24 protein-coding genes are annotated in these 20216 nt (G+C 68.9%); 14 read left to right on the forward strand and 10 right to left on the reverse strand.

The window, feature by feature from the left end; genetic code table 11:
* Positions 1–12: 12 nt before the first annotated feature.
* The 6 genes from adk to LXT13_RS03765 form a co-directional block, all read right to left on the reverse strand.
* The gene (adk, locus tag LXT13_RS03740; protein ID WP_233370254.1) at positions 13–666 is read right to left on the reverse strand and encodes an adenylate kinase; all 654 of its coding nucleotides are present in this window, start codon (positions 664–666) and stop codon (positions 13–15) included.
* A gap of 96 nt (positions 667–762) precedes the next feature.
* Entirely contained in the window at positions 763–1500 is a 738-nt protein-coding gene (kdsB, locus tag LXT13_RS03745; protein WP_233370255.1) for a 3-deoxy-manno-octulosonate cytidylyltransferase, read from the reverse strand.
* Positions 1500–1712 carry a Trm112 family protein gene (locus LXT13_RS03750; RefSeq protein WP_233370256.1) on the reverse strand — a complete coding sequence of 71 codons (213 nt, stop codon included), beginning with the start codon at positions 1710–1712 and terminating at the stop codon, positions 1500–1502. The genes kdsB and LXT13_RS03750 overlap by 1 nt, the downstream gene beginning before the upstream one ends.
* Entirely contained in the window at positions 1712–2686 is a 975-nt protein-coding gene (gene lpxK, locus LXT13_RS03755) for a tetraacyldisaccharide 4'-kinase (RefSeq protein WP_233370257.1), read from the reverse strand. Before lpxK ends, LXT13_RS03750 begins: the two co-directional genes overlap by 1 nt.
* Before the next feature lie 34 nt (positions 2687–2720).
* Positions 2721–3137: an ExbD/TolR family protein gene (locus tag LXT13_RS03760; protein ID WP_233370258.1), complete on the reverse strand. Its 417-nt coding sequence runs from the start codon at positions 3135–3137 to the stop codon at positions 2721–2723.
* A 4-nt stretch (positions 3138–3141) separates the two neighbouring features.
* Entirely contained in the window at positions 3142–3759 is a 618-nt protein-coding gene (locus LXT13_RS03765) for a MotA/TolQ/ExbB proton channel family protein (RefSeq protein ID WP_233370259.1), read from the reverse strand.
* Positions 3760–4109: 350 nt separating this feature from the next.
* Between LXT13_RS03765 and xseA the strand changes: the two genes are divergently transcribed.
* Both xseA and LXT13_RS03775 read left to right on the forward strand, forming a co-directional pair.
* The gene (xseA, locus tag LXT13_RS03770) at positions 4110–5411 is read left to right on the forward strand and encodes an exodeoxyribonuclease VII large subunit (protein WP_233370260.1); all 1302 of its coding nucleotides are present in this window, start codon (positions 4110–4112) and stop codon (positions 5409–5411) included.
* Between the two features lie 59 nt (positions 5412–5470).
* Positions 5471–6058, forward strand: a complete 588-nt coding sequence (locus LXT13_RS03775) for a superoxide dismutase (protein ID WP_233370261.1) — start codon at positions 5471–5473, stop codon at positions 6056–6058.
* A gap of 42 nt (positions 6059–6100) precedes the next feature.
* Here the strand turns inward: LXT13_RS03775 and LXT13_RS03780 are convergent, their stop codons facing one another.
* Entirely contained in the window at positions 6101–7312 is a 1212-nt protein-coding gene (locus LXT13_RS03780; protein ID WP_233370262.1) for a polyhydroxyalkanoate depolymerase, read from the reverse strand.
* 146 nt (positions 7313–7458) lie between these two features.
* On the opposite strand from LXT13_RS03780, the gene LXT13_RS03785 reads away from it, so the two are divergent.
* On the forward strand, positions 7459–8115 hold the full coding sequence (locus LXT13_RS03785; RefSeq protein WP_233370320.1) for a glutathione S-transferase: 657 nt from the start codon (positions 7459–7461) through the stop codon (positions 8113–8115).
* 44 nt (positions 8116–8159) lie between these two features.
* Here the strand turns inward: LXT13_RS03785 and LXT13_RS03790 are convergent, their stop codons facing one another.
* Positions 8160–8603, reverse strand: coding sequence for a cupin domain-containing protein (locus LXT13_RS03790; RefSeq protein WP_233370263.1), 444 nt, complete (start codon positions 8601–8603; stop codon positions 8160–8162).
* Positions 8604–8735: 132 nt separating this feature from the next.
* The gene (locus tag LXT13_RS03795; RefSeq protein WP_233370264.1) at positions 8736–9185 is read right to left on the reverse strand and encodes a DUF192 domain-containing protein; all 450 of its coding nucleotides are present in this window, start codon (positions 9183–9185) and stop codon (positions 8736–8738) included.
* Positions 9186–9219: 34 nt separating this feature from the next.
* Between LXT13_RS03795 and LXT13_RS03800 the strand changes: the two genes are divergently transcribed.
* From LXT13_RS03800 to LXT13_RS03840, 9 genes are read left to right on the forward strand one after another with little or no spacing between them, the layout of a single operon-like run.
* Positions 9220–11421, forward strand: coding sequence for a heavy metal translocating P-type ATPase (locus LXT13_RS03800; protein ID WP_233370265.1), 2202 nt, complete (start codon positions 9220–9222; stop codon positions 11419–11421).
* A gap of 41 nt (positions 11422–11462) precedes the next feature.
* On the forward strand, positions 11463–11612 hold the full coding sequence (gene ccoS, locus LXT13_RS03805; RefSeq protein WP_233370266.1) for a cbb3-type cytochrome oxidase assembly protein CcoS: 150 nt from the start codon (positions 11463–11465) through the stop codon (positions 11610–11612).
* Between the two features lie 46 nt (positions 11613–11658).
* On the forward strand, positions 11659–13107 hold the full coding sequence (gene ccoN, locus LXT13_RS03810) for a cytochrome-c oxidase, cbb3-type subunit I (RefSeq protein ID WP_233370267.1): 1449 nt from the start codon (positions 11659–11661) through the stop codon (positions 13105–13107).
* A 10-nt stretch (positions 13108–13117) separates the two neighbouring features.
* Positions 13118–13741, forward strand: coding sequence for a cytochrome-c oxidase, cbb3-type subunit II (gene ccoO / locus LXT13_RS03815; RefSeq protein WP_233370268.1), 624 nt, complete (start codon positions 13118–13120; stop codon positions 13739–13741).
* A gap of 12 nt (positions 13742–13753) precedes the next feature.
* Complete coding sequence (locus LXT13_RS03820) at positions 13754–13885, forward strand: cbb3-type cytochrome oxidase subunit 3 (RefSeq protein ID WP_233370269.1); 132 nt, start codon at positions 13754–13756, stop codon at positions 13883–13885.
* The gene (gene ccoP, locus LXT13_RS03825) at positions 13882–14799 is read left to right on the forward strand and encodes a cytochrome-c oxidase, cbb3-type subunit III (protein WP_233370270.1); all 918 of its coding nucleotides are present in this window, start codon (positions 13882–13884) and stop codon (positions 14797–14799) included. The genes LXT13_RS03820 and ccoP overlap by 4 nt, the downstream gene beginning before the upstream one ends.
* Positions 14800–14815: 16 nt before the next feature.
* Entirely contained in the window at positions 14816–16249 is a 1434-nt protein-coding gene (gene ccoG, locus LXT13_RS03830) for a cytochrome c oxidase accessory protein CcoG (protein WP_233370271.1), read from the forward strand.
* Positions 16250–16307: 58 nt separating this feature from the next.
* A complete protein-coding gene (locus tag LXT13_RS03835; protein WP_233370272.1) occupies positions 16308–16532 on the forward strand; it encodes a nitrogen fixation protein FixH in 225 nt (74 codons plus the stop codon).
* A complete protein-coding gene (locus tag LXT13_RS03840; RefSeq protein ID WP_233370273.1) occupies positions 16529–16819 on the forward strand; it encodes a hypothetical protein in 291 nt (96 codons plus the stop codon). The genes LXT13_RS03835 and LXT13_RS03840 overlap by 4 nt, the downstream gene beginning before the upstream one ends.
* A 1-nt stretch (position 16820) precedes the next feature.
* On the opposite strand, the gene LXT13_RS03845 is transcribed toward LXT13_RS03840, so the two are convergent.
* Positions 16821–18116 carry an NAD(P)/FAD-dependent oxidoreductase gene (locus tag LXT13_RS03845; protein ID WP_233370274.1) on the reverse strand — a complete coding sequence of 432 codons (1296 nt, stop codon included), beginning with the start codon at positions 18114–18116 and terminating at the stop codon, positions 16821–16823.
* A gap of 153 nt (positions 18117–18269) precedes the next feature.
* Here LXT13_RS03845 and LXT13_RS03850 point away from each other — a divergent pair, with 153 nt between their 5' ends.
* Complete coding sequence (locus LXT13_RS03850) at positions 18270–19787, forward strand: sensor histidine kinase (RefSeq protein WP_233370275.1); 1518 nt, start codon at positions 18270–18272, stop codon at positions 19785–19787.
* The gene (locus tag LXT13_RS03855; protein ID WP_233370276.1) at positions 19762–20208 is read left to right on the forward strand and encodes a hypothetical protein; all 447 of its coding nucleotides are present in this window, start codon (positions 19762–19764) and stop codon (positions 20206–20208) included. The genes LXT13_RS03850 and LXT13_RS03855 overlap by 26 nt, the downstream gene beginning before the upstream one ends.
* The last annotated feature ends 8 nt before the right edge of the window (positions 20209–20216 follow it).

The raw sequence follows: 20216 nt of genomic DNA on the forward strand, positions 1-20216 counted from the left end.
AGCAAGCAGAGATCAGGCCAGAGCGGCGAGCGCGCGGCCTGTGATGTCCTCGACCGAACCCAGACCTTCGATGCGCCGGTACTTGGGCGCGTTGGAGTCGCCCGTCGCGGCCCACTGGGAGTAATAGTCCACCAGAGGGCGCGTCTGCGCCTGGTAGACGTCCAGGCGCTTGCGAACGGTGTCTTCCTTGTCGTCTTCGCGCTGAATCAGGTCCTCGCCCGTTGCGTCGTCCTTGCCTGCGACCTTGGGCGGGTTGAACTTCACGTGGTAGGTGCGGCCTGAGGCCACGTGCACGCGACGGCCGCTCATGCGCTCAATGATCGCGTCAAAGGGCACGTCGATCTCCAGCACGTAGTCCAGCTTGACGCCAGCGGCCTTCATCGCATCGGCCTGGGGGATGGTGCGCGGGAAGCCGTCGAACAGGAAGCCGGCTGCGCAGTCCGGCTGCGCAATGCGTTCCTTGACAAGGCCGATGATGATGTCGTCACTGACCAGGGCGCCCGAATCCATGACGGCCTTGGCGGCGAGGCCCAGCGGCGTGCCTGCCTTGATGGCTGCGCGCAGCATGTCGCCCGTCGAAATCTGCGGAATGCCGAATTGCTTGCAGATGAAGGCGGCCTGGGTGCCTTTGCCGGCGCCCGGGGCGCCCAGAAGAATCAGTCGCATGGGTCTCCTTGTTGTGTCGGGGCCGTGAAAGCCCCGCCTCAGCTCAGGATCCAGTATCGCATGTGGACTTTCGCAGGCCTGACGCTGGCGAGCTGCTCAGCCCCCGATCAACAGCCTCACACGCGCCAGATCCTCGGGGGTGTCGACGCCGGGGCCGGGGCGTTCCTCACTGACATGCACGGCAATGCGCTCGCCATGCCAGAGCACGCGCAACTGTTCCAGCGATTCGACCTGCTCCAGTGGGCTGACGGCCAGCGTGGGAAAGCGGCGCAGGAAGCCGGCGCGGTAGGCGTACAGGCCCACGTGCCGCAGCGCGCCGCGCGGCTGGCCGCCGCCGTCACGCCACCAGGCGATGGGCGCACGGGAGAAGTAGAGCGCCCGGCCCGCCTTGTCGGTGACGAGCTTGACGACGTTCGGATTGGCGAACTCCGCGGCATCCGTCAGCGCATGGGCGACAGTGGCCATGACGCAATCCGTCTGCTCCTCCAGCGTGGCGGCGCACGCATCAATCATCGCCGGCGCGATCAGCGGCTCGTCACCCTGTACGTTGACGACGACAGCGTCATCCGCCAGCGCGAGTTGCTCGACGGCTTCGGCGAGTCGGTCGCTGCCCGATGGGTGGTCGGCCCGCGTCATCAACGCGTGCACGCCGTGCGACGCGCAGGCGGCGGCGACCTCGGGCGCATCGGTGGCAACGACCACCTGCGTAGCGCGCGACTGCTCGGCGCGCCGGGCCACGTGCACGATCATCGGCAGTCCGCCGATGTCGGCGAGCGGCTTGTTCGGCAGCCGCGTCGACGCGAGTCGCGCCGGAATGACCACGGTGAAACCCATCACTCCGCCGGTGCCAGCTGCACGGGGGCGCTGGCGGCCTCAGGGTCCCACGGGCGTGCCTCGCTCTCGAGCATCAGCGGGATGCCGTCGCGAATCGGGAAGGCCAGCCGGTCAGCCCGGCAGGCCAGGGCCGGCAGCTCGCCCTCGCGCAGCAGCGTCAACGGCCCCTTGCACAGCGGGCAGACCAGCATTTCGATGAGGCGTTGATCCATCAGGCGACCAGGGAAAGTTCTTGCAGTTGGGAAATCATGGCGGCGTCGAAGCCGGCACCGGGTGCAAAGTCTAGCGTCACGACCCACACGGGCGTCGCGCCGACGCGTTCGGGAGTCAGCTTGACCGCGTCCTTCTCGGTCAGCAGCACGCCGACCGCGTCGGCGGGCCAGGGTAGGGCAGAGAAGTCGGCGTGGTCGGGCAAGGGGACGGGCTCGACCCGCAGGCCTTGCGCGGCCAGCATGTCGAAGAAGCGCTGTGGCCGCGCAACGCCGGCCACCGCCAGCAGGCCAGCTCGTGAACGTAGGGCGTGCAGCGTCTCCAGGCTTGCGGGATCGCCCGCCCACCAGCCGGCCAGCGGCACGGCCCCGGCCAGCCAGCGGCGGGCGACGAAGCCGGGCAGGGCGGTACTGGCGGCCGGCGCGTTGTAGACCACCAGGTGGCGCGGCGGCAGGGGCTCGGGTGGTTGTCTCAGCGGGCCGGCGGGCAGCAGGCGGCCGTTGCCCAGCCCGCGCTCGTCGAAGACCAGCACGCTCAGCGCCCGGGGCAGCCGCCAGTGCTGCAGCCCGTCGTCGCTGACGAGCACGTCCAGTTCCGGGTGAGCCGCCAGCAGGGCGCGAGCGGCGGCAACGCGGTCGCGACCGACGGCGACGGGCACACGGCCGCGCAGGTGGATCAGCAGCGGCTCGTCACCCGCCTCGCGGGCCGTGGTCTGACGCGTTACGCGCAGCACGCCATCGCCGTCTCGCCCATAGCCGCGGGAGATCACACCCGCGCGCAGGCCGCGCGTGCGCAACAAGTCCAGCAGGGCCAGCGTCGTGGGCGTCTTGCCGGCGCCGCCGACGATCCAGTTGCCGACGACGATGACCGGCACGGGGAGGGTTTCCGTGCGCTGCAGGCCCAGCCGGTAGGCGGTCGCCCGGAGCGCCAGCAGCCCGCGGTAGAGCCAGCTCAGCGGCAGTAGCGCGGCGGACAACGGTCCGCCGGTCAGCCACTGGGCCTGCAGGCGATCAGCGAGCGTCGGTCTGCGCGGCGAAAGTGACACGCGTGAGGCCCACCCGGCGGGCTGCGTCCATCACGTTGATGACCGCCTGGTGGGGCGTGGCCGCATCGGCCGAGATGATGAGCGACGCGTCATTGTTGCCGCCGGAGGCCTGGCGCAGCGCGGTGACGAGGATGTCGACCGAGCGGCCTTCCACCGGTTGCCGGTTGATGACGAAGCGTCCGTCCGGCGCGATGCCGACGATGACTTCCTGCGGCCGGTCTTTCAGCTTCTCGGCATCCGCCGACGGCAGCGTGATCTGCAGCTCGGTGAACTTGGAGTACGTCGTCGACAGCATCAGGAAGATCAGGATCACCAACAGCACGTCGATGAACGGGATCAGATTGATCTCCGGCGGTTCGCGGTGCGGAGCGCGGAACTTCATGGCGTCAGACCGTGTAGCGGCGCAGCTGGCCCAACAGACGGTCGGCGGCGGCTTCGAGCTCCAGCACGTACTCCTCGATCTTGCCGCGGAAGTAGCGGTAGAACATCAGCGAAGGGATCGCGATCATCAGGCCGAAGGCGGTGTTGTAGAGCGCGATCGAGATGCCATGCGCCAACTGCGCCGGGTTGTTCCCGCCGGGTGTCTGGCTGCCGAAGATCTCGATCATGCCCACCACAGTGCCCATGAGGCCCAGCAGCGGCGCGGCCGTGGCGATGGTGCCGAGCGTGTTCATGTAGCGCTCGAGCTGGTGCACGGCGCGGCGGCCGGCGAACTCGAACACCTGACGCAGCTTGCCTTCGGGCATCTGCGGCTCGGCCGCGACGGCGCGCAGGCCGGACGCCAGCACCTCGCCCAGCAGCGAGTTCTCCGCCAGGCGGTCGACCATGTCCGGCGTCGGCAGTTGCTGGGCGCTGACGTTGAGCACGTCCTCCAACAGCCGCGGCGGCAGGACGCGCTTGGCGCGCAGGCTGGAGATCCTTTCGATGATGAGGGCCAGCGCCACGACGGAACACAGGAGCAAGGGCCAGATCGGCCAGCCGGCGGCTTGTATGATCGAAAACAAGTTGATCGTCCTCGTCGAGAGAAGCGGCCGTGGCGGCCGCGAGTCGCGGGATTATGGCCCCAGGCCTGTGGCTTGCCGGGCGAGCCGCCACCCCCAACGCGAACGCTCCCACAATCCACCGCAGCTGTGGACAACTTTGTGGGCAACCTGGGGCATGTGGCCCGCGCGGGCCGTCAAATCAAGGCTTTGGACAATTTGCCTCCAATTTGAGCAGTGAAATTCGAATTGAAAAACAAGGCCTTATGTGCTCATGACGCGCATATGACACGCCGCATGAGCCGAAATCGCCCGCCAGCCCAGTGCTGGCGCGGCTGTGGACTTCCCGGCCCGCGCCAGCATTGGGTTGGCGCGTGATTGAGCCGCGCGAAGCCGCATCGAATCGGCGTGTCTGGGGTGTCGCGGGCTTGGTCGAGGCGATCTCGCAGAGCCTGGCGGAGCGTTTCTCGGTCGTCACCGTGGGGGGCGAGATCACCGGCTTCACGCGGGCGGCCAGCGGTCATTGCTACTTCGGGGTGAAGGACGCCGATGGCCAGGCGGCCAGCCTGCGCTGCGCGATGTTCCGCCGTGCCGCCGCGATGCTGGACTTCACGCCCACCGAGGGCGCCCTCGTCGAGCTGCGCGGCCGCGTGGCGGTCTACGAGCCGCGTGGCGAGCTGCAGTTCGTCGTGGAGGCCATGCGCCGCGCGGGCGCCGGCACGCTGTACGAACAATTCCTGCGCTTGCGCGAACGGCTGACCGCCGAAGGCCTGTTCGCCGCCGAGCGCAAGCGCCCGCTGCCGGCGCTGCCGCGGCGCGTCGGTGTCGTCACGTCTACCGCAGGCGCGGCGCTGCATGACGTGCTGACGGCGCTGGCCCGCCGGGCGCCCCAGGTCGAGGTCATCGTCTACCCCAGCCCCGTGCAGGGCGCCGACGCGCCGCCCGGCCTCGTCAGCGCGCTGCGCGCGGCCAACGATCGCGCCGAGGTGGACCTGCTGCTGCTGGTGCGCGGTGGCGGCTCGCTGGAGGACCTCTGGTCGTTCAACGACGAGCGCGTCGTGCGGGCCGTGGCGTCGTCCATGCTGCCGGTCGTATGCGGTGTGGGCCACGAGACCGACGTGACGCTGTGTGACCTCGCCGCCGATCTGCGCGCCCCGACGCCCACCGCCGCCGCCGAACTCGCCGCGCCGGCCCGCGAGGGCTTGCTGCAGCAGTTGGCCGGTCTGGAGCGCACGCTGACGCTGCGGCTGGACCACCGGCTGCAGACGCTGGCGCAGCGACTGGATCGCCTTGCACTTCGCCTGTCCCGGCCCAACGACGTGCTGGCCCGCCAGCGCCGCCTGCTGGACCTGCTCGCCCAGCGCTCGGCCGCCGCACCGGGGCGTCGCGTGGAGTTGCAGCACCAGCGGCTGGCGCACCTCGCCGAACGCCAGCATCGCGCCCGGGACGACCGCCTGCGTCGCGACGCGGCGCGCCTGGACGCGCTGCAGTCGCGGCTGCAGGCGCTGGACCCGCGGCACGTGCTGGCGCGGGGCTACGCCTGGCTGGACGATGGCGAGGGCCGCGCCATTACGTCCGTGCATACGCTGCTGCCCGGGCACGAAGTGCGCGCGGTGCTGGCCGACGGCAGCGCTGACCTTCGCGTGCTGGGGGTAGTGCCTTTGCCACCGGGGTGATCCCCTCTCCCTACAATCATTCGCGTTTCCCTTCCCCCCAACATCCAGAGGATTTCTCGATGGAACACACGCTGCCTCCGCTGCCTTTCCCGATCGACTCGCTGGGCGAGTACTACAGCAAGGAAACGCTGGAGTACCACCACGGCAAGCACCACAACGCCTACGTCGTGAACCTCAACAATCTGCAGAAGGGCACCGAGTACGAGTCCCTGACGCTGGAAGAGATCATCAAGAAGGCGCCGAACCCCGGCCCGATCTACAACAACGCGGCGCAGATCTGGAACCACACCTTCTTCTGGAACTGCCTGAAGCCGCAAGGCGGTGGCGAGCCGACCGGCGCCCTGGCCGCGGCGATCAATGCGAAGTGGGGCAGCTACGCCGCCTTCAAGGAAGCCTTCGTGAAGAGCGCCGTCGGCAACTTCGGCTCGGGCTGGACCTGGCTGGTCAAGAAGGCCGATGGCTCGGTCGATATCGTCAACACGGGCGCCGCCGGCACGCCGCTGACGACGGCCGACAAGGCGCTGCTGACGATCGATGTCTGGGAGCACGCCTACTACATCGACTACCGCAACCTGCGCCCGAAGTTCGTCGAGACCTTCCTGAGCAACCTGGTGAACTGGCAGTTCGCCGAGGCCAACTTCGCCTGAGTCGAAGTCGCTGCGAACCAAGCCGGCGTCATGCCGGCTTTTTTATCCGGACACGGCGACGACGTGACGGATGAGCGGATAGACCTGGTGCTGCCAGCGCCGCCCGCTGAACACGCCGTAGTGCCCGACGTTGGGCTGGATGTAGTGCGTGCGCATGTAGAGCTTGAGGCTACTGGCCAGGTCCTGCGCGGCCAGTGTCTGGCCGACGGCGCAGATGTCGTCGCGCTCGCCTTCCACCGTCAGCAGCGCCGTGCGGCGGATGGCGGCCGGATTCACGCGTCTGCCCTTGAACTTCATCTGGCCGCGCGGCAGGTCGTAGGTCTGGAACACGCGCTCGACCGTCTCTAGGTAGAAGTCGGCCGACAGGTCGGACACGGCCATGTACTCCTCGTAGAAGCGCCGCGTGACCTCGGCCTTGGGGAACTGCTCGGTGACGAGGTTGCGGTAGTAGTCCTTGAACGCGTTGGCATGCCGGTCGCGGTTCATGCTCATGAAGGCCGACAGCTGCACGAAGCCCGGGTACACGCGCCGCCCGGCGCCGCGGTGGCGCCATGGCACATGGCTGATCAGGTGCTTGCGAAACCATTCGATGGGCTTGCTGGTGGCCAGCTTGTTGACCTCCGTCGGGCTGATGCGGCAGTCGATCGGCCCGGCCATCAGCGTCAGGCTGGCCGGCGTTGCGGGGTGGTCTTCTTCGGCCATCAGCGCGGTGGCGCACAGTGCGCTTACGCACGGTTGGCAGACCGCCACGACGTTGGCGCCCGGGCCCATCGCGGCGAGGAAGTCGATCAGGTGCTGCGTGTATTCATCGAGGCCGAAACGGCCGGCTGACAGCGGTACATCCCGCACGTTGTGCCAGTCGGTGACGTGGACGTCATGGTCCTGCAGCAGCGTGCGCGCCGTGTCGCGCAGCAGCGTGGCGAAGTGACCCGACATCGGCGCCACCAGCAGCACCTTCGGTGACGCTGGAGCGCCTTCGCGCCGAAAGCGCCTCAGCGTGGCGAAGGGCGTTGCCGTGACCACTTCTTCCGCCACAGGCCAGCGCTCGCCGCCGCTGTCGACATGTTTGATGTCCCAGTCCGGCCGCGAATGCGTGATCTGGGCCAGCTCGAAGACGCGACCTGCGGCCGACAGCTGCCGTGCCGGCAACCAGCCGGGGTCCAGCATGGCGTCCTGCAGGAAATTGACCGACAGCCGCGTGGCTGCACGCAGGGGCCACAACAGGTCGGCATGGGCCTGGTAGGCAGGGTACATCGTGGTCTCCTTCGTTTGAGACGGATATCGCAAGGAGCGCGCCAGCATGGCATGCCGCTTGCGTCGAATGCGTGGCCAAGAAGGAGACGCCCATGCCCGTCGCATCGCCGACCCCGCCCACCGCCCGCCGGTCCCGCGCGGCCCCCATGCCGGTGGCCACGTTGACGCTCAGCAGCAAGAACTACTCGTCATGGTCGCTGCGCGGCTGGCTGCTGGCGCAGTTCGCCGGGCTGAGCTTCTCGGAGGTCATGGTGCCGCCGGACGACGAAGGGGCCCGCAGGGAACTGCTGCTGCTGGCGCCGTCCATCCTCGTGCCCTGCCTGCGCCATGAAGGCGCCACGATCTGGAACACGGTGGCCATTGCCGAATACCTCAACGAGCTGTTCCCGAAGGCAGGCCTGTGGCCCGCGGACCGCGTGGCCCGCGCGCATGCCCGTGCGGTCTGTGGCGAGATGAATTCAGGTTTCGCCAACCTGCGGTCCGCGCTGCCCATGAACCTCAAAGGGCTCTTTCCCAAGCACAAGATCTGGGCCGGCGCCAAGCCCGACATCGAACGCATCGTCGAGATCTGGAGCGACTGCCTCGGCCGCTACGGCGGTCCGTTCCTGTTCGGCAAGAAGCGAGGTGCTGCGGATGCGATCTTCGCTCCGGTGGCCACCCGCTTTCAGACCTACGACGTGGCGCTGCCGGCCGACTGTGCGGCCTACCGCGACCTGATCCTGTCGATGCCGGAGATGCAGGCGTGGATCGCCGAGGCCAAGCAGGAACCCGCGGAGATCGAACTGCTGGACATGGACTTCTGAGGCGCCTTCCCCGGTGCTCCTGGCGGGAGAGCGCGCCCCTCAGATCATGCCCAGGGCGTGGGCACCGGTATGTCCTGCGTCGCCGGCGAGACTTCTACGGTCTTGAAGTCGGCCGGCGACACGATCTCCAGGTACTCCATGTCCGGCGAGTAGTCGAACAGGTAATGCGTGATGCCGGGTCGCTGATGCACGCAATCGCCGGCCTCCACGAGGGTGACCTGGTCCTCGTACATGAACTTGGCCCAGCCCTTGGTCATGATGACGATCTGGAAGTTCGCCTCATGGCGGTGCCAGCCCGTGCCCTTTTTAGGGGCCATGTTCGCCTTCACAAGGTGCGCGATGACCCGTCCCTTCGTGGCTTCGGCCACGCCCAGGTCGCGGTAGAGGAAGAAATCCCTGAGTCCGTCGCTCCGCCAGGGCGTGTCGCCTGGCTTGACGTGAGAGAACGTCGTGTCCGACGTGCCGACGGGTTCCGAAAGATCCGACATGGCCTAGCCTCCTGAGTCACTGAAGGAGACCAGCAGGCATGCAAGAGGCATTCCCGGACGACCGCGACGTAGCCGTCGCCGACCGAGCGCCGGGCCGTCCGCGTTCAGCAGGGCGGGGCGGAAGAGAGGCCCTTAGCGCGCCGCCCAGGGCTGGCCGCCCAGCTTGCTGCCGGCCTTGATGCCGCGCTTGGCGAACCAGCCCTGGTTCATCTCCAGCGCGTAGCGCACCGGCTTGGCCGAGCAGTGCGAGGTTTCGTCCATGGGCTTCATGTCAGCGATATTGACGACCGTACCGTCCTCGGCGATGAAGGCGATGGACAGCGGCAGCAGCGTGTTCTTCATCCAGAAGCACTGTGGGTTGGCTTCCTCGAAGACGAACAGCATGCCGTTGTTCGCCGGCATGCTCTTGCGGTGCATCAGCCCGGTTGCGCGCTCCTGCGGCGAGATGGCAACCTCGGCCTGGATGACGTGCATGCCCGCCGTCAGCGGGATGCTGCGCAGTTGCTGCGGGGCGTCCTGAGCGTATGCGGCAGTGGCGGCCAGGTACAGGACGGCGGATGCGATTGCTTTGATGCAGGTCATGGGTCGCGGGGGAGGTGCAGCCTAGATTATCGGCGTGAGCGCCTCTCCCCCTGGCTTGCTGGCAGCTGAAGCCGACGCAAGCCTCCTTGCCCCCTTCACGACCTGGCCCGACGGGCCGGACGGTGCCGCGCTGTCGCAGTTCCAGGTGGGCGGCATCCATTGCGCGGCCTGCTCCGGCATCATCGAAGGCGAGCTGCTGAAGCTGCCGGGCGTGGCCGAGGCGCGCGTGAACCCGGCATCGGCTCGGCTGGCACTGCGTTGGCGGCCGTCACATGTCGCGTTGGCCGACGTGCTTGCTGCGCTCAAGGCCGTGGGTTACGACGTGACGCCGGACGTCGCCGCGCCGGCGCGCGAGCTGCGTCGCCAGGAAAAGCGCCAGGCGCTGTGGCGGCTGTTCGTCGCCGGCTTCCTGATGATGCAGGTCATGATGATGGCCACGCCGGCCTATGTAGCCGGGCCCGGCGAGCTGACCAGTGACCTGGACCGGCTGCTGCGCTGGGCCAGCTGGGTGATGACGCTGCCGGTCATGCTGTTCGCCGCGGCGCCGTTCTTCCGTGGCGCGTGGCACCAGCTGCGCGCCGGGCGGCTGGGCATGGACGTGCCGGTGGCGCTGGGCATCGCGGTCACCTTCGTGGCCAGCAGCGGCGCGCTGTTCGACCCGGGTGGCGTGCTGGGCCATGAGGTCTATTTCGACTCGCTGACGATGTTCGTCGCGCTGCTGCTGCTGGCGCGCTGGTTCGAGCTGGGCGCGCGCCATCGGGCCGCCGAGGCGCTGGAGGCCGTGGCCGGCGCGCTGCCGACGGCGGCGGAGCGTTTGCGGGATGACGGCACGAGCGAGCGCGTCGTGCCTGAGGCGTTGCGCGCGGGCGACCACATCCGCATTGCCGCGGGCGAGGCGTTCGCGGCCGACGGCGTCGTACTGTCGGGGCAGGGCTGGGTCAACGAGGCACTGCTGACCGGCGAGTCGGCGCCGGTGGCCAAGGCTCCGGGCGATGCGGTCGTGGCCGGCAGCGTCAATGTGGACGCGCCGCTCGTCGTGGCCGTGCAGCGTGTCGGCGAGGACACGACAGCCCAGGGCATAGTTCGGCTGATGCAGCAGGCGCAGAGCCAGCGCCCGCTGGCCGGTGGCGTGCTGGACCGTGTCGCGGCCGGTTTCACGGCGGTCGTGTTGGCGCTGGCGTTGGCGGCGGGCCTGGCGTGGTGGTGGATTGACCCTTCTCGCGCGGTGGCCGTCGCCGTCGCCGTGCTCATCGTGACCTGCCCCTGCGCGCTGACGCTGGCCGCGCCCGCGGCCTGGCTCACCGCCAGCGGCGCACTGGCCCGGCGCGGGCTGCTGCTGGCCGACCTGTCTGCGCTGGACCGGATGTGCACGGTCGAGACCGTCGTCTTCGACAAGACCGGCACGCTCAGCGAGGACCGGCTGACGCTGCGCCACCACTGGGCACGTGGCGCGGACGCCGACGTGCTACTGGGCATGGCGCGCGGCCTGGCCGCGCTGTCGCGTCATCCGCATGCCCGCGCGCTCATGGATGGCACGCCTGCCGGTGTCTGGCTTGACGTTCGTGAAGTGGCTGGCCGTGGCGTGGAGGCACGCGATGCGACCGGCCGGCGCTGGCGTCTCGGCGCGCCGGCCTGGGTCAGCCCGCAGCTCGAGCCGGATGCGCGCCTGGCCTTCGGTTGCGCGGACTGCGTGCTGTGGGTGGACCTGGCCGAGGCGCCGCGTGCCGATGCGGCCGATGCGGTGGCCGCGCTGAAGGCGGCCGGTCAGCGTGTGCGGTTGCTGTCGGGCGACCAGCCGGTGGCTGTCGCGCGCATGGCGGAGCAAATGGGCATCGCCGACTGGAAGGCCTCGGCCACGCCCGATTCCAAGCTCGCCGCCGTGCGCGGCTGGCAGGCGGCGGGCGAACGCGTGCTGATGGTGGGCGACGGTATCAACGACGCGCCCGTGCTGGCCGCGGCCGACGTGCGCATCGCGATGGGGCAGGGCGCCATGCTGGCGCGCGGCGCCGCGGATGCACTGCTCGTGTCCAACCGCTTGATGGCGTTGCCGCAGGCGCTGCGGCTGGCGCACAAGACCCGCCGCGTGCTGCGCCAGAACCTGGGCTGGGCGGCCCTCTACAACCTGGCCTGCGTGCCGCTGGCGCTGGCCGGCTGGCTGCCACCGCTGGCCGCGGGCATCGGCATGGCGGCAAGCTCGCTGTTCGTTGTGCTCAATGCGCAACGCCTGGCACGCTGACACATCACCTACCGCCCTGCTAGCAGACAGTTCCCACTGACATGGACATCCTCTATCTCCTCATCCCCTTTTCGGTGGTGCTCGTGCTGCTCATCGTGGCCGTGTTCGGCTGGGCCGTGAACTCCGGACAACTCGATGACCTCGCCCACGAGGGGGAACGCATCCTGCTTGACGAGGATCAAGGCCCCTGAGCCCCCTCCCTAGAAGAATCGTTTCCATCAGACTGAAGGAGTCGCGATGGCGAACGAAAAAGCCCTGGCCACCACCGGGGCAACATACGAAGACGGACCTGTACGCGCATTTGCGCTGGCCGCGGTCCTGTGGGGTGTGGTGGGGATGCTGGTGGGCGTCATCATTGCCGCCCAGCTGGCCTGGCCAGACCTGAACCTGGGCATTCCCTGGCTGAGCTACGGCCGCCTGCGCCCGCTGCACACGAACGCGGTCATCTTCGCCTTCGGCGGCTGTACGCTGTTCGCGACCAGCTACCACGTGGTGCAGCGCACCGGCCAGACCAAGCTGTTCCTGCCCAAGTTGGGCTGGTTCACGTTCTGGGGCTGGCAGCTGGTCATCCTGCTGGCCGCCATTTCGCTGCCGCTGGGCTACACGACCGGCAAGGAATATGCCGAGCTGGAATGGCCGATCGACCTGCTGATCGCCGTCGTCTGGGTGTCCTATGCCGTCGTCTTCTTCGGCACGGTGGGCACGCGCAAGATCCGGCACATCTACGTGGCCAACTGGTTCTTCGGCGCCTTCATCATCGCCGTGGCCCTGCTGCACATCGTCAACAGCGCCGAGATCCCGGTCAGCCTCACCAAGAGCTACTCCGCCTATGCCGGCGTGCAAGACGCGATGGTGCAGTGGTGGTACGGCCATAACGCGGTGGGCTTCTTCCTGACCGCCGGCTTCCTCGGGATGATGTACTACTACATCCCGAAGCAGGCCGAGCGTCCGGTCTACAGCTACCGCCTGTCCATCGTCCACTTCTGGGCGCTGATCTTCACGTACATGTGGGCGGGTCCGCACCACCTGCACTACACCGCGCTGCCCGACTGGGCGCAGAGCATCGGCATGATCTTCAGCCTCGTGCTGCTGGCGCCGAGCTGGGGCGGCATGATCAACGGGATCATGACCCTCAGCGGTGCCTGGCACAAGCTGCGTGACGATCCCATCTTGAAGTTCCTCATCGTGTCGCTGTCGTTCTACGGCATGAGCACGTTCGAGGGCCCGATGATGTCGATCAAGACGGTCAACTCGCTGTCGCACTACACCGACTGGACCGTCGGCCACGTGCACAGCGGCGCCCTCGGCTGGGTGGGCCTGGTCTCGATGGGCTGCCTGTACCACCTGATCCCGCGCATGTTCGGCCGCACGCAGATGTACTCCAAGCGCGCTATCGAGCTGCACTTCTGGGTCGCGACGCTGGGCATCGTGCTCTACATCGCCGCGATGTGGATTGCCGGTGTCATGCAGGGCCTGATGTGGCGCGCGGTCAACCCGGACGGCACGCTGGTCTACACCTTCGTCGAAGGCGTCAAGGCGACCTGGCCGTTCTACGTGATCCGCCTGGGCGGCGGTCTGCTCTACCTGGCCGGCATGGTCATCATGAGCTGGAACGTCATCAAGACCGTGCAGGCCGGCCGTGCCGAACCCGTGCGCATCCCCGCCCCCGCGCTGGCCCACGCCTGAAGGAGATTCCATGAGCACCCATTCCCAAGCCGTCTCCGGCCACCAGCGCATCGAAACCAGCAACTTGCTGATGATCGTGCTGGTGCTGCTGACCGTGCTGGTTGGCGGCGTCGTCGAGATCGTGCCGCTGTTCTTCCAACGCTCGACAACCCAGCCGGCGCCGGGCCTCAAGCCCTACACCGCGCTGCAGCTGGCCGGACGTGACATCTATCTGCGCGAAGGTTGCTACAACTGCCACTCGCAGATGATCCGGCCGCTGGCCGCGGAGACGCTGCGTTACGGCAAGTACTCCACGGCGGGCGAGTTCGTCTACGACCACCCGTTCCAGTGGGGCAGCAAGCGCACCGGTCCGGACCTGGCCCGCGTCGGCACGAAGTACAGCGACGACTGGCACCGCATCCACCTGAACAACCCGCGCGACCTCGTGCCCGAGTCCAACATGCCCGCCTATCCGTGGCTGGCAGCCTCGCCGGTGGACGCCGCCGGCATGCCGGCGCGGCTGGGTGCGATGCGCACGCTGGGCGTGCCCTACACCGAGGCCGAGGTGCAGTCCTCCGCCCAGGACGTGGCCGGCAAGACCGAGCTGGACGCGCTGATCGCCTACCTGCAGGTGCTTGGCACCGCGAACAAGTAAGGAGCCCGAATCATGGGCATCAACGAACTCCGTATCGCCGTGACCGTCGTGTCGCTGGCGGTCTTCGTGGGCATCGTCGTCTGGGCCTGGCGCGGCCGTTTCGAAGCCGCCGCGCAACTGCCTTTCGAAGGAGATGAGCAATGAGTGACTTCATCAGCCCGGGCTGGTCGACCTTTGTCGCTGCAGTCACCGTGCTGGGCCTCGTGGCCTGCGTCGTGCTGCTGATCATTGCCAGCCGCCGCCAGCCGTCCGCCGCCGACAACACCACCGGCCACATCTGGGACGAGGACCTGCGTGAACTGAACAACCCGCTGCCGCTGTGGTGGATGGGCCTGTTCGTCTTGACCATCGTGTTCGCCGGCGCGTACCTCGCGCTCTACCCGGGACTCGGCAGCAGTGCCGGCAAGCTCGGCTGGACGAGCCTGGGTGAGCATGCCGCCGAAGTGGCGCAGACGCGCGCCGCCATGGCGCCGGTCTACGCCGCCTTCAACGGCATGGCGCCCGAGCAACTGGCCAAGGATCCCAAGGCCCACGCCATCGGCGAGCGGCTGTTCGCCAACAACTGTGCGCAGTGCCACGGCGCCGACGCCAAGGGCTCTAAGGGCTTCCCGAATCTGACCGACAACGACTGGCTCTGGGGCGGCAGCTACGACACCATCGTCGAGACCATCACCAAGGGCCGCGAGGGCAACATGCCCGTCATGGCGCCGGCGGTGGGCACGAGCGAGGACGTCCGCAACGTCGCCAACTACGTGCTGTCGCTGTCGGGTAGCCCGCACAACGAGCTGTACGCGCAGCTCGGCAAGCCTAAGTTCGCGGCCTGTGCGGCTTGCCACGGGCCGGAAGGCAAGGGCACCCAGGCGCTGGGCGCGCCCAACCTGACCGACAAGATCTGGCTGCACGGCTGGGGCGAGGCGGCGGTGATGGCCATGGTCAACAACGGCAAGCACAATGTGATGCCGGCCCATGGCGAGCGCCTCACGCCCGAGCAGATCAAGGTGCTGGCCGCCTACGTCTGGGGCCTGTCGCAGTCGCAGGGCGTCGCTGCCAACCCCTGACCCTGGCCCTGATCCCATGACCTCGCCTGCAGTACCCGGCCCGGGCGGCGACGCCGCCCAGGTCATCCGCCTCTACCGCTCGGAAGACAAGATCCACCCCCGGGCGGTGGACGGGTTCTATGCCCGCTGGCGCTGGGCGATCGTCGCGCTGACCCAGCTGGTGTTCTACGGCCTGCCCTGGCTCAACTGGGGCGAGCGGCAAGCCGTGCTCTTCGACCTGGGAGCGCGGCGCTTCTACGTCTTCGGCCTGGTGCTGTATCCGCAGGACTTCGTGTACCTCACGGCCCTGCTACTGATCTCGGCCTTCGGCCTGTTCCTGTTCACGGCCGTGGCGGGCCGTCTGTGGTGCGGCTATGCCTGCCCGCAGACGGTCTACACCGAGATCTTCATGCGCGTGGAGCACTGGTTCGAGGGCGACCGCAATGCGCGGCTCAAGCTCGACAAGGCGCCCTGGGGTTGGAACAAGCTGTGGCGCAAGTCGGGCAAGCAGGTGGCGTGGATCGCGCTGGGGCTGTGGACCGGCTTCACCTTCGTCGGCTACTTCACGCCCATCCACATGCTCGCCGACGAGGTGCTCACCCTGGGCCTCGGCCCGTGGGAGAGCTTCTGGGTGCTGTTCTACGGTTTTGCCACGTACGGCAACGCCGGCTACATGCGCGAGCAGGTCTGCAAGTACATGTGCCCGTACGCGCGCTTCCAGAGCGCGATGTTCGACCGCGACACGCTCATCGTCAGCTACGACACCGAGCGCGGCGAGCCGCGTGGCAACAACGCCAAGCGCAAGAAGGGCGAGGCTCGCGCTGCTGGCGTGGGCGACTGCATCGACTGCAGCCTGTGCGTGCAGGTCTGCCCCACCGGCATCGACATCCGCCACGGCCTGCAGTACGAGTGCATCGGCTGTGCCGCCTGCATTGACGTCTGCAACGGCGTCATGGACAAGATGGGCACGCCGCGCGGGCTCATCCGCTATGACACCGAGAACGGCCTGGAGCAGCACCTGAGCCGCAGCCAGCGGCTGCGTCGCGTGCTGCGGCCGCGCGTGCTGATCTACAGCGCCGTGCTTCTGACGATCTGCGTGGTGCTGCTATGGAGTCTGGCGTCGCGGCACAGCTTCCGCGTCGACGTCGTGCGTGACCGCGCCTCCCTCGCCCGCATCGTCGAGGACGGCTGGGTCGAGAACGTCTACCGTCTGCAGGTCATGAACGCGACCGAGTCGCCGCAGCGCTACCGCATCGACGCCGACGGGCTGCCGGGCCTCAAGCTCAGCCAGGCCGCCTCGGTGGACCTGGGGCCCGCCGAGGCCCGTTGGGTAGCCGTGTCGCTGCGGCTGCCGCCCGAATCGGCCCTGCAGCTCAAGCCCGGCGCCCACCCCATGCAATGGCGCATCCGCCGCGACGACGAGTCTGCCGAGCTCGTCGTTGAAAAATCCACCTTCGTGCTTCCCCGCTGAACCCGAGGACTTCTCTATGCCTGCCGCAATTGCATCCCGACCCGCCTGGCGGGAACCCATGGTCTGGCTCGTGGTCGGCGGCCCGGCTGCCGTCGTCGTGGCCAGCTTCTTCACGCTGGCGCTGGCCATCCGCAATCCTGACCCGCCGCTGGACCTGCATGCCACTGCGCAGCGCTCGGCCGACGACGTGGAGCCCGCCGACGTGCGCGCCAGGTCCGGCGACATGCCCGCCATGCTCGGCCGCAACCACGCTGCCACCGGCGTGCCGGGGACGCGGCCGTGACAGGCGCTCCCGGCCCGTCGCGCGTCGCACGCTTCGCGATGGCGGTGGCCTGGTCGTCCTTCCTTGCGGCCGGCGTGCTGGAAGCGCTGGTGTTCGCCGTGGTAGACCCGGGCGACCTGCGCTGGTTCGGCGGTTCGTCGATCGACTGGTCCGCGCAGGCGATCTACACGATCAGCTTCCTGATCTTCTGGAGCGTCAGCGCGCTGGGCGGCAGCTTCACGCTGCTGCTCGTCACGCTGCCCGACGAAGGTGGCGCCGCCCGCCACGCGCCCGGCTGGCCTCGTTAGTTCAGCGCTTCTGCGTGACCACCCGCGCGCCACGGTCGTACGTCCAGTACGCCCAGGCCCAGTCCAGCAGCACAACGAAGCGGTTGCGGTAGCCGATCAGGAAGTAGACGTGGGCGAACAGCCAGAACAGCCACGCCGGGTAGCCCGAGAAGCGCAGCGGGCCGGCGGGCGTGCCCAGGTCCACGACGGCGCTGTTGCGGCCGATGGTGGCTAGGTTGCCGTAGTCACGGTAGCGAAAGGGCAGCGTGGCCTGGCCGCGCAACCGCCGCATCAGGTTGGCCGCGGCGTGCCGGCCCATTTGCTTGGCGCCGGGTGACACGCCTGGCACTGCCTTGGGCGGCTGGCCCGGCGCGTGGCTCATCGCGGCGGCGAGGTCGCCGATCACCTGGATGTCCGGATGCCCCGGCAGGCTCAGGTCCGCCTCGACAGGTACTCGCCCCGCGCGGTCCACGCTGCCGCCCGTCGCATCCGCCAGCGTGCGGCCCAGCGGGGAGGCCGCTACGCCGGCAGCCCACACGATGCAGCGGCTCGCGAGCCGTTCCTGGCCGGCGGTCGTCGTGATGTCCAGGCCTTCGTCATCGATGGAGGTCACGCGCGCGCCGACCTCGACCTGCACGCCCAGCGCCGTCAGTTGCTCGCGGGCGCGTTCGCTCAGGCGCTCGGGCATCGCCGCCAGCACGCGCGGACTGCCTTCCACCAGCAGCACCTGCGCCTGGCGCGGGTCGATGCGGCGGAACTCGCCCGGCAGTGTGTGTCTGGCGATCTCGGCGAAGGTACCGGCCAGCTCCACGCCAGTCGGCCCGCCGCCCACGACGACGAAGCGTAGCAGCGCCGCGCGCCGTGCCGGGTCGTCCTCGCGCTCGGCGGCCTCGAAGGCCAGCAGCACGCGGCGGCGGATCTCGAACGCGTCGTCCAGCGTCTTGAGCCCGGGTGCAAACGCGGCCCACTCGTCACGGCCGAAGTAGCTGTGCGTGGCGCCAGCCGCGACGATGAGGTGGTCCCAGCGTAGCTGGGCTCCGTCCTTCAGCGTGGCCGTCTTGCCGCGCGGGTCCAGAGCGACGACCTCGCCCAGCAGCGTCGTCACGTTGCGCTGGTGGCGGAAAAGGTGGCGAATGGGCGCTGCGATGGACGGGGCCGACAGTCCGGCCGTCGCTACCTGGTAGAGCAGCGGCTGGAACAGGTGATGGTTGGTCTTGTCGACGACGGTGATGTCGACATCGGCGGCGCGCAGGGCCCGCGCCGCCTCCAGGCCGCCGAAGCCGCAGCCGCAGCCGATGATCAGCACTTGGGGACGCATGACTGCATGCTATTCCTCTTTTGTTGCGCCGCAGCATCGCGGGGTCAAGCACCGTTTCCTGCTGTTGCAATGCACGCGGATCTGGGGAGAGGCACCGCGGCGTTGGCCTCTTAGCATGGGGCGCGCCCGTGCGGCACGGGGCACCCCTGCACGATGACCGCCGACACCCTGACTGCCTCCTTCTCCTCCACGCCCACCCCCGATTCGGCATGGCAGCGCCTGCGGGCTGATGGCCTGCGCGGCCTGTCCTTCCGGCAATGTCTGCTGGCGGCCTTCCTGTTGATCGCACTGGCGCTGGGTGGCGCGGCGGCGCAGGCCATGCTCGCGCTGGAGCAGGTCGCGCTGCAGGGGCGCCAGGCGTCGCAGGATGCGGCGGAGCTGACCGCGCAGGTGCAGCGCCTGGCCGAGCGCACCGTGGCGATGGAGCGCAGCGCGCGGCAGTTCCTGGTGCTGGACGACGCCAGCCTGCGCGAACGCTTTCTGGCCACCCGTGCGGACGCCGAGACCACCCAGGCGGCGCTGGCGGCGCTGATGACCGATGACGCCACGCAGCAGCTGCTGGCCGACTGGCGCGGGCACGCCGACCTGGCCGCGGAAGTGTTGCGCAATCCGGGCCGGGCGCGTGCCGCGGCGCTGCAGCGCCTCACGCCCGTTTTCGCCGCTTTGCACCGACTCGACGAATCGCTGGCCGCGCAAAGCCAGCGCACGATGGACCGCCGCAGCGACGCCGTGCTGGCGGAGTTGGAGCAGCGCCGGCGCGTCATCAGTGCAGTCGTGCTGGGCGCCATTGTGCTGGCGCTGTTGCTGGGCCTGGCTTTCGGCCACTGGCTGCTACGGCCGCTGGCGCACGTGGAGGCTGCCATCGGCCGGCTCGGCGACAACCGCTTCGACGAGCCGGTGGCCGTGCGCGGCCCGGCGGACATGCGACGCCTGGGTCGGCAGCTCGAATGGCTGCGTCAGCGCCTGGCCGCGCTGGAATCCGACAAGACCCGCTTCGTGCGGCACATCTCGCACGAGCTCAAGACGCCGATGGCCTCCATCCGAGAGGGCGCCGCGCTGCTGCGCGACGGCGTGGCCGGCCCGCTGACCGCCGACCAGGCCGAGATCGTGCGCATCCTCGGCGACAGCACCGCCGCGCTGCAGCGGCAGATCGAGGACCTGCTGCGCTACCAGGCACTGGCCTCCGGCTCCCAGCAGCTGAGGCGCACGGCCGTAGAAGTGCCGGCGCTGCTCGCGCGGGTCGTGGACGAGCAGCGGCTGCTGTGGAAGGCCCGCGGCCTGGTCGTGGACGTCGACGCCCAGGCGGGTCTGGCCGACGTGGATGGCGACAAGCTGGCCATGGTGCTGGCCAACCTCCTGGTCAATGCGGTGCGCTTCAGCCCTGAAGGCGGCCGCATCGTGCTTTCTGCCCGGCACGCGCCTGGCCGGCTGACGCTGGACTGCACCGACGAGGGCCCTGGCGTGGCGCCCGAGGATGCGGCCCATGTCTTCGACCCGTTCTACCAGGGCCGCCACCAGCCGCCCGGCGCGCGGCGTGGCAGCGGCATCGGCCTGTCTATCGTGCGCGAGGTCGTGCAGGCGCATGGCGGTCGCTGCTGCCTGCTGCCCAGCGACCGTGGCGCCCACTTCCGTATCGAGCTGCCCCATGCCCTTCAAACGACGACTGATTGAACTCTGCGCGCTGCTGGCGTTGGCCGCCTGCCAGACGCCGCCGCCCGCACCGCCGCCGCCCGAGCCGACCCCCGTCTGCCCGGAGCCACCTCCGCCGCCGGCCGACGACCTGAAAGTCGTTGCCACGCTGGCCGATGACCTGCGCAAGGCGCTGGTGCTGAGCGCCGGGCGCAGCGCCGCCGAGCAGGCCCAGGCCAGTGCCCAGCTGGACCAGTTCGCCACCGCGACCGAGCCGCAGTCCGAGCCGCTGAAGCCGCTGGCCGCGTTGCTGGCCGCCCGCCTGGCCGAGCAGCGGCGCCTGCAGGACAGCGTGGACCGGCTGACGCAGCAGCTGCGCGACGCCCAGCGGCGCAACGACCAGCTCAACGAGAAGCTGGAAGCGCTGAAGGCCATCGAGCAGACGCTGCCGGTGAAGAAGTGAGTTCCTCG

The sequence above is a fragment of the Pelomonas cellulosilytica genome (assembly GCF_021353265.1).
Lineage (GTDB): Bacteria > Pseudomonadota > Gammaproteobacteria > Burkholderiales > Burkholderiaceae_C > Pelomonas > Pelomonas cellulosilytica.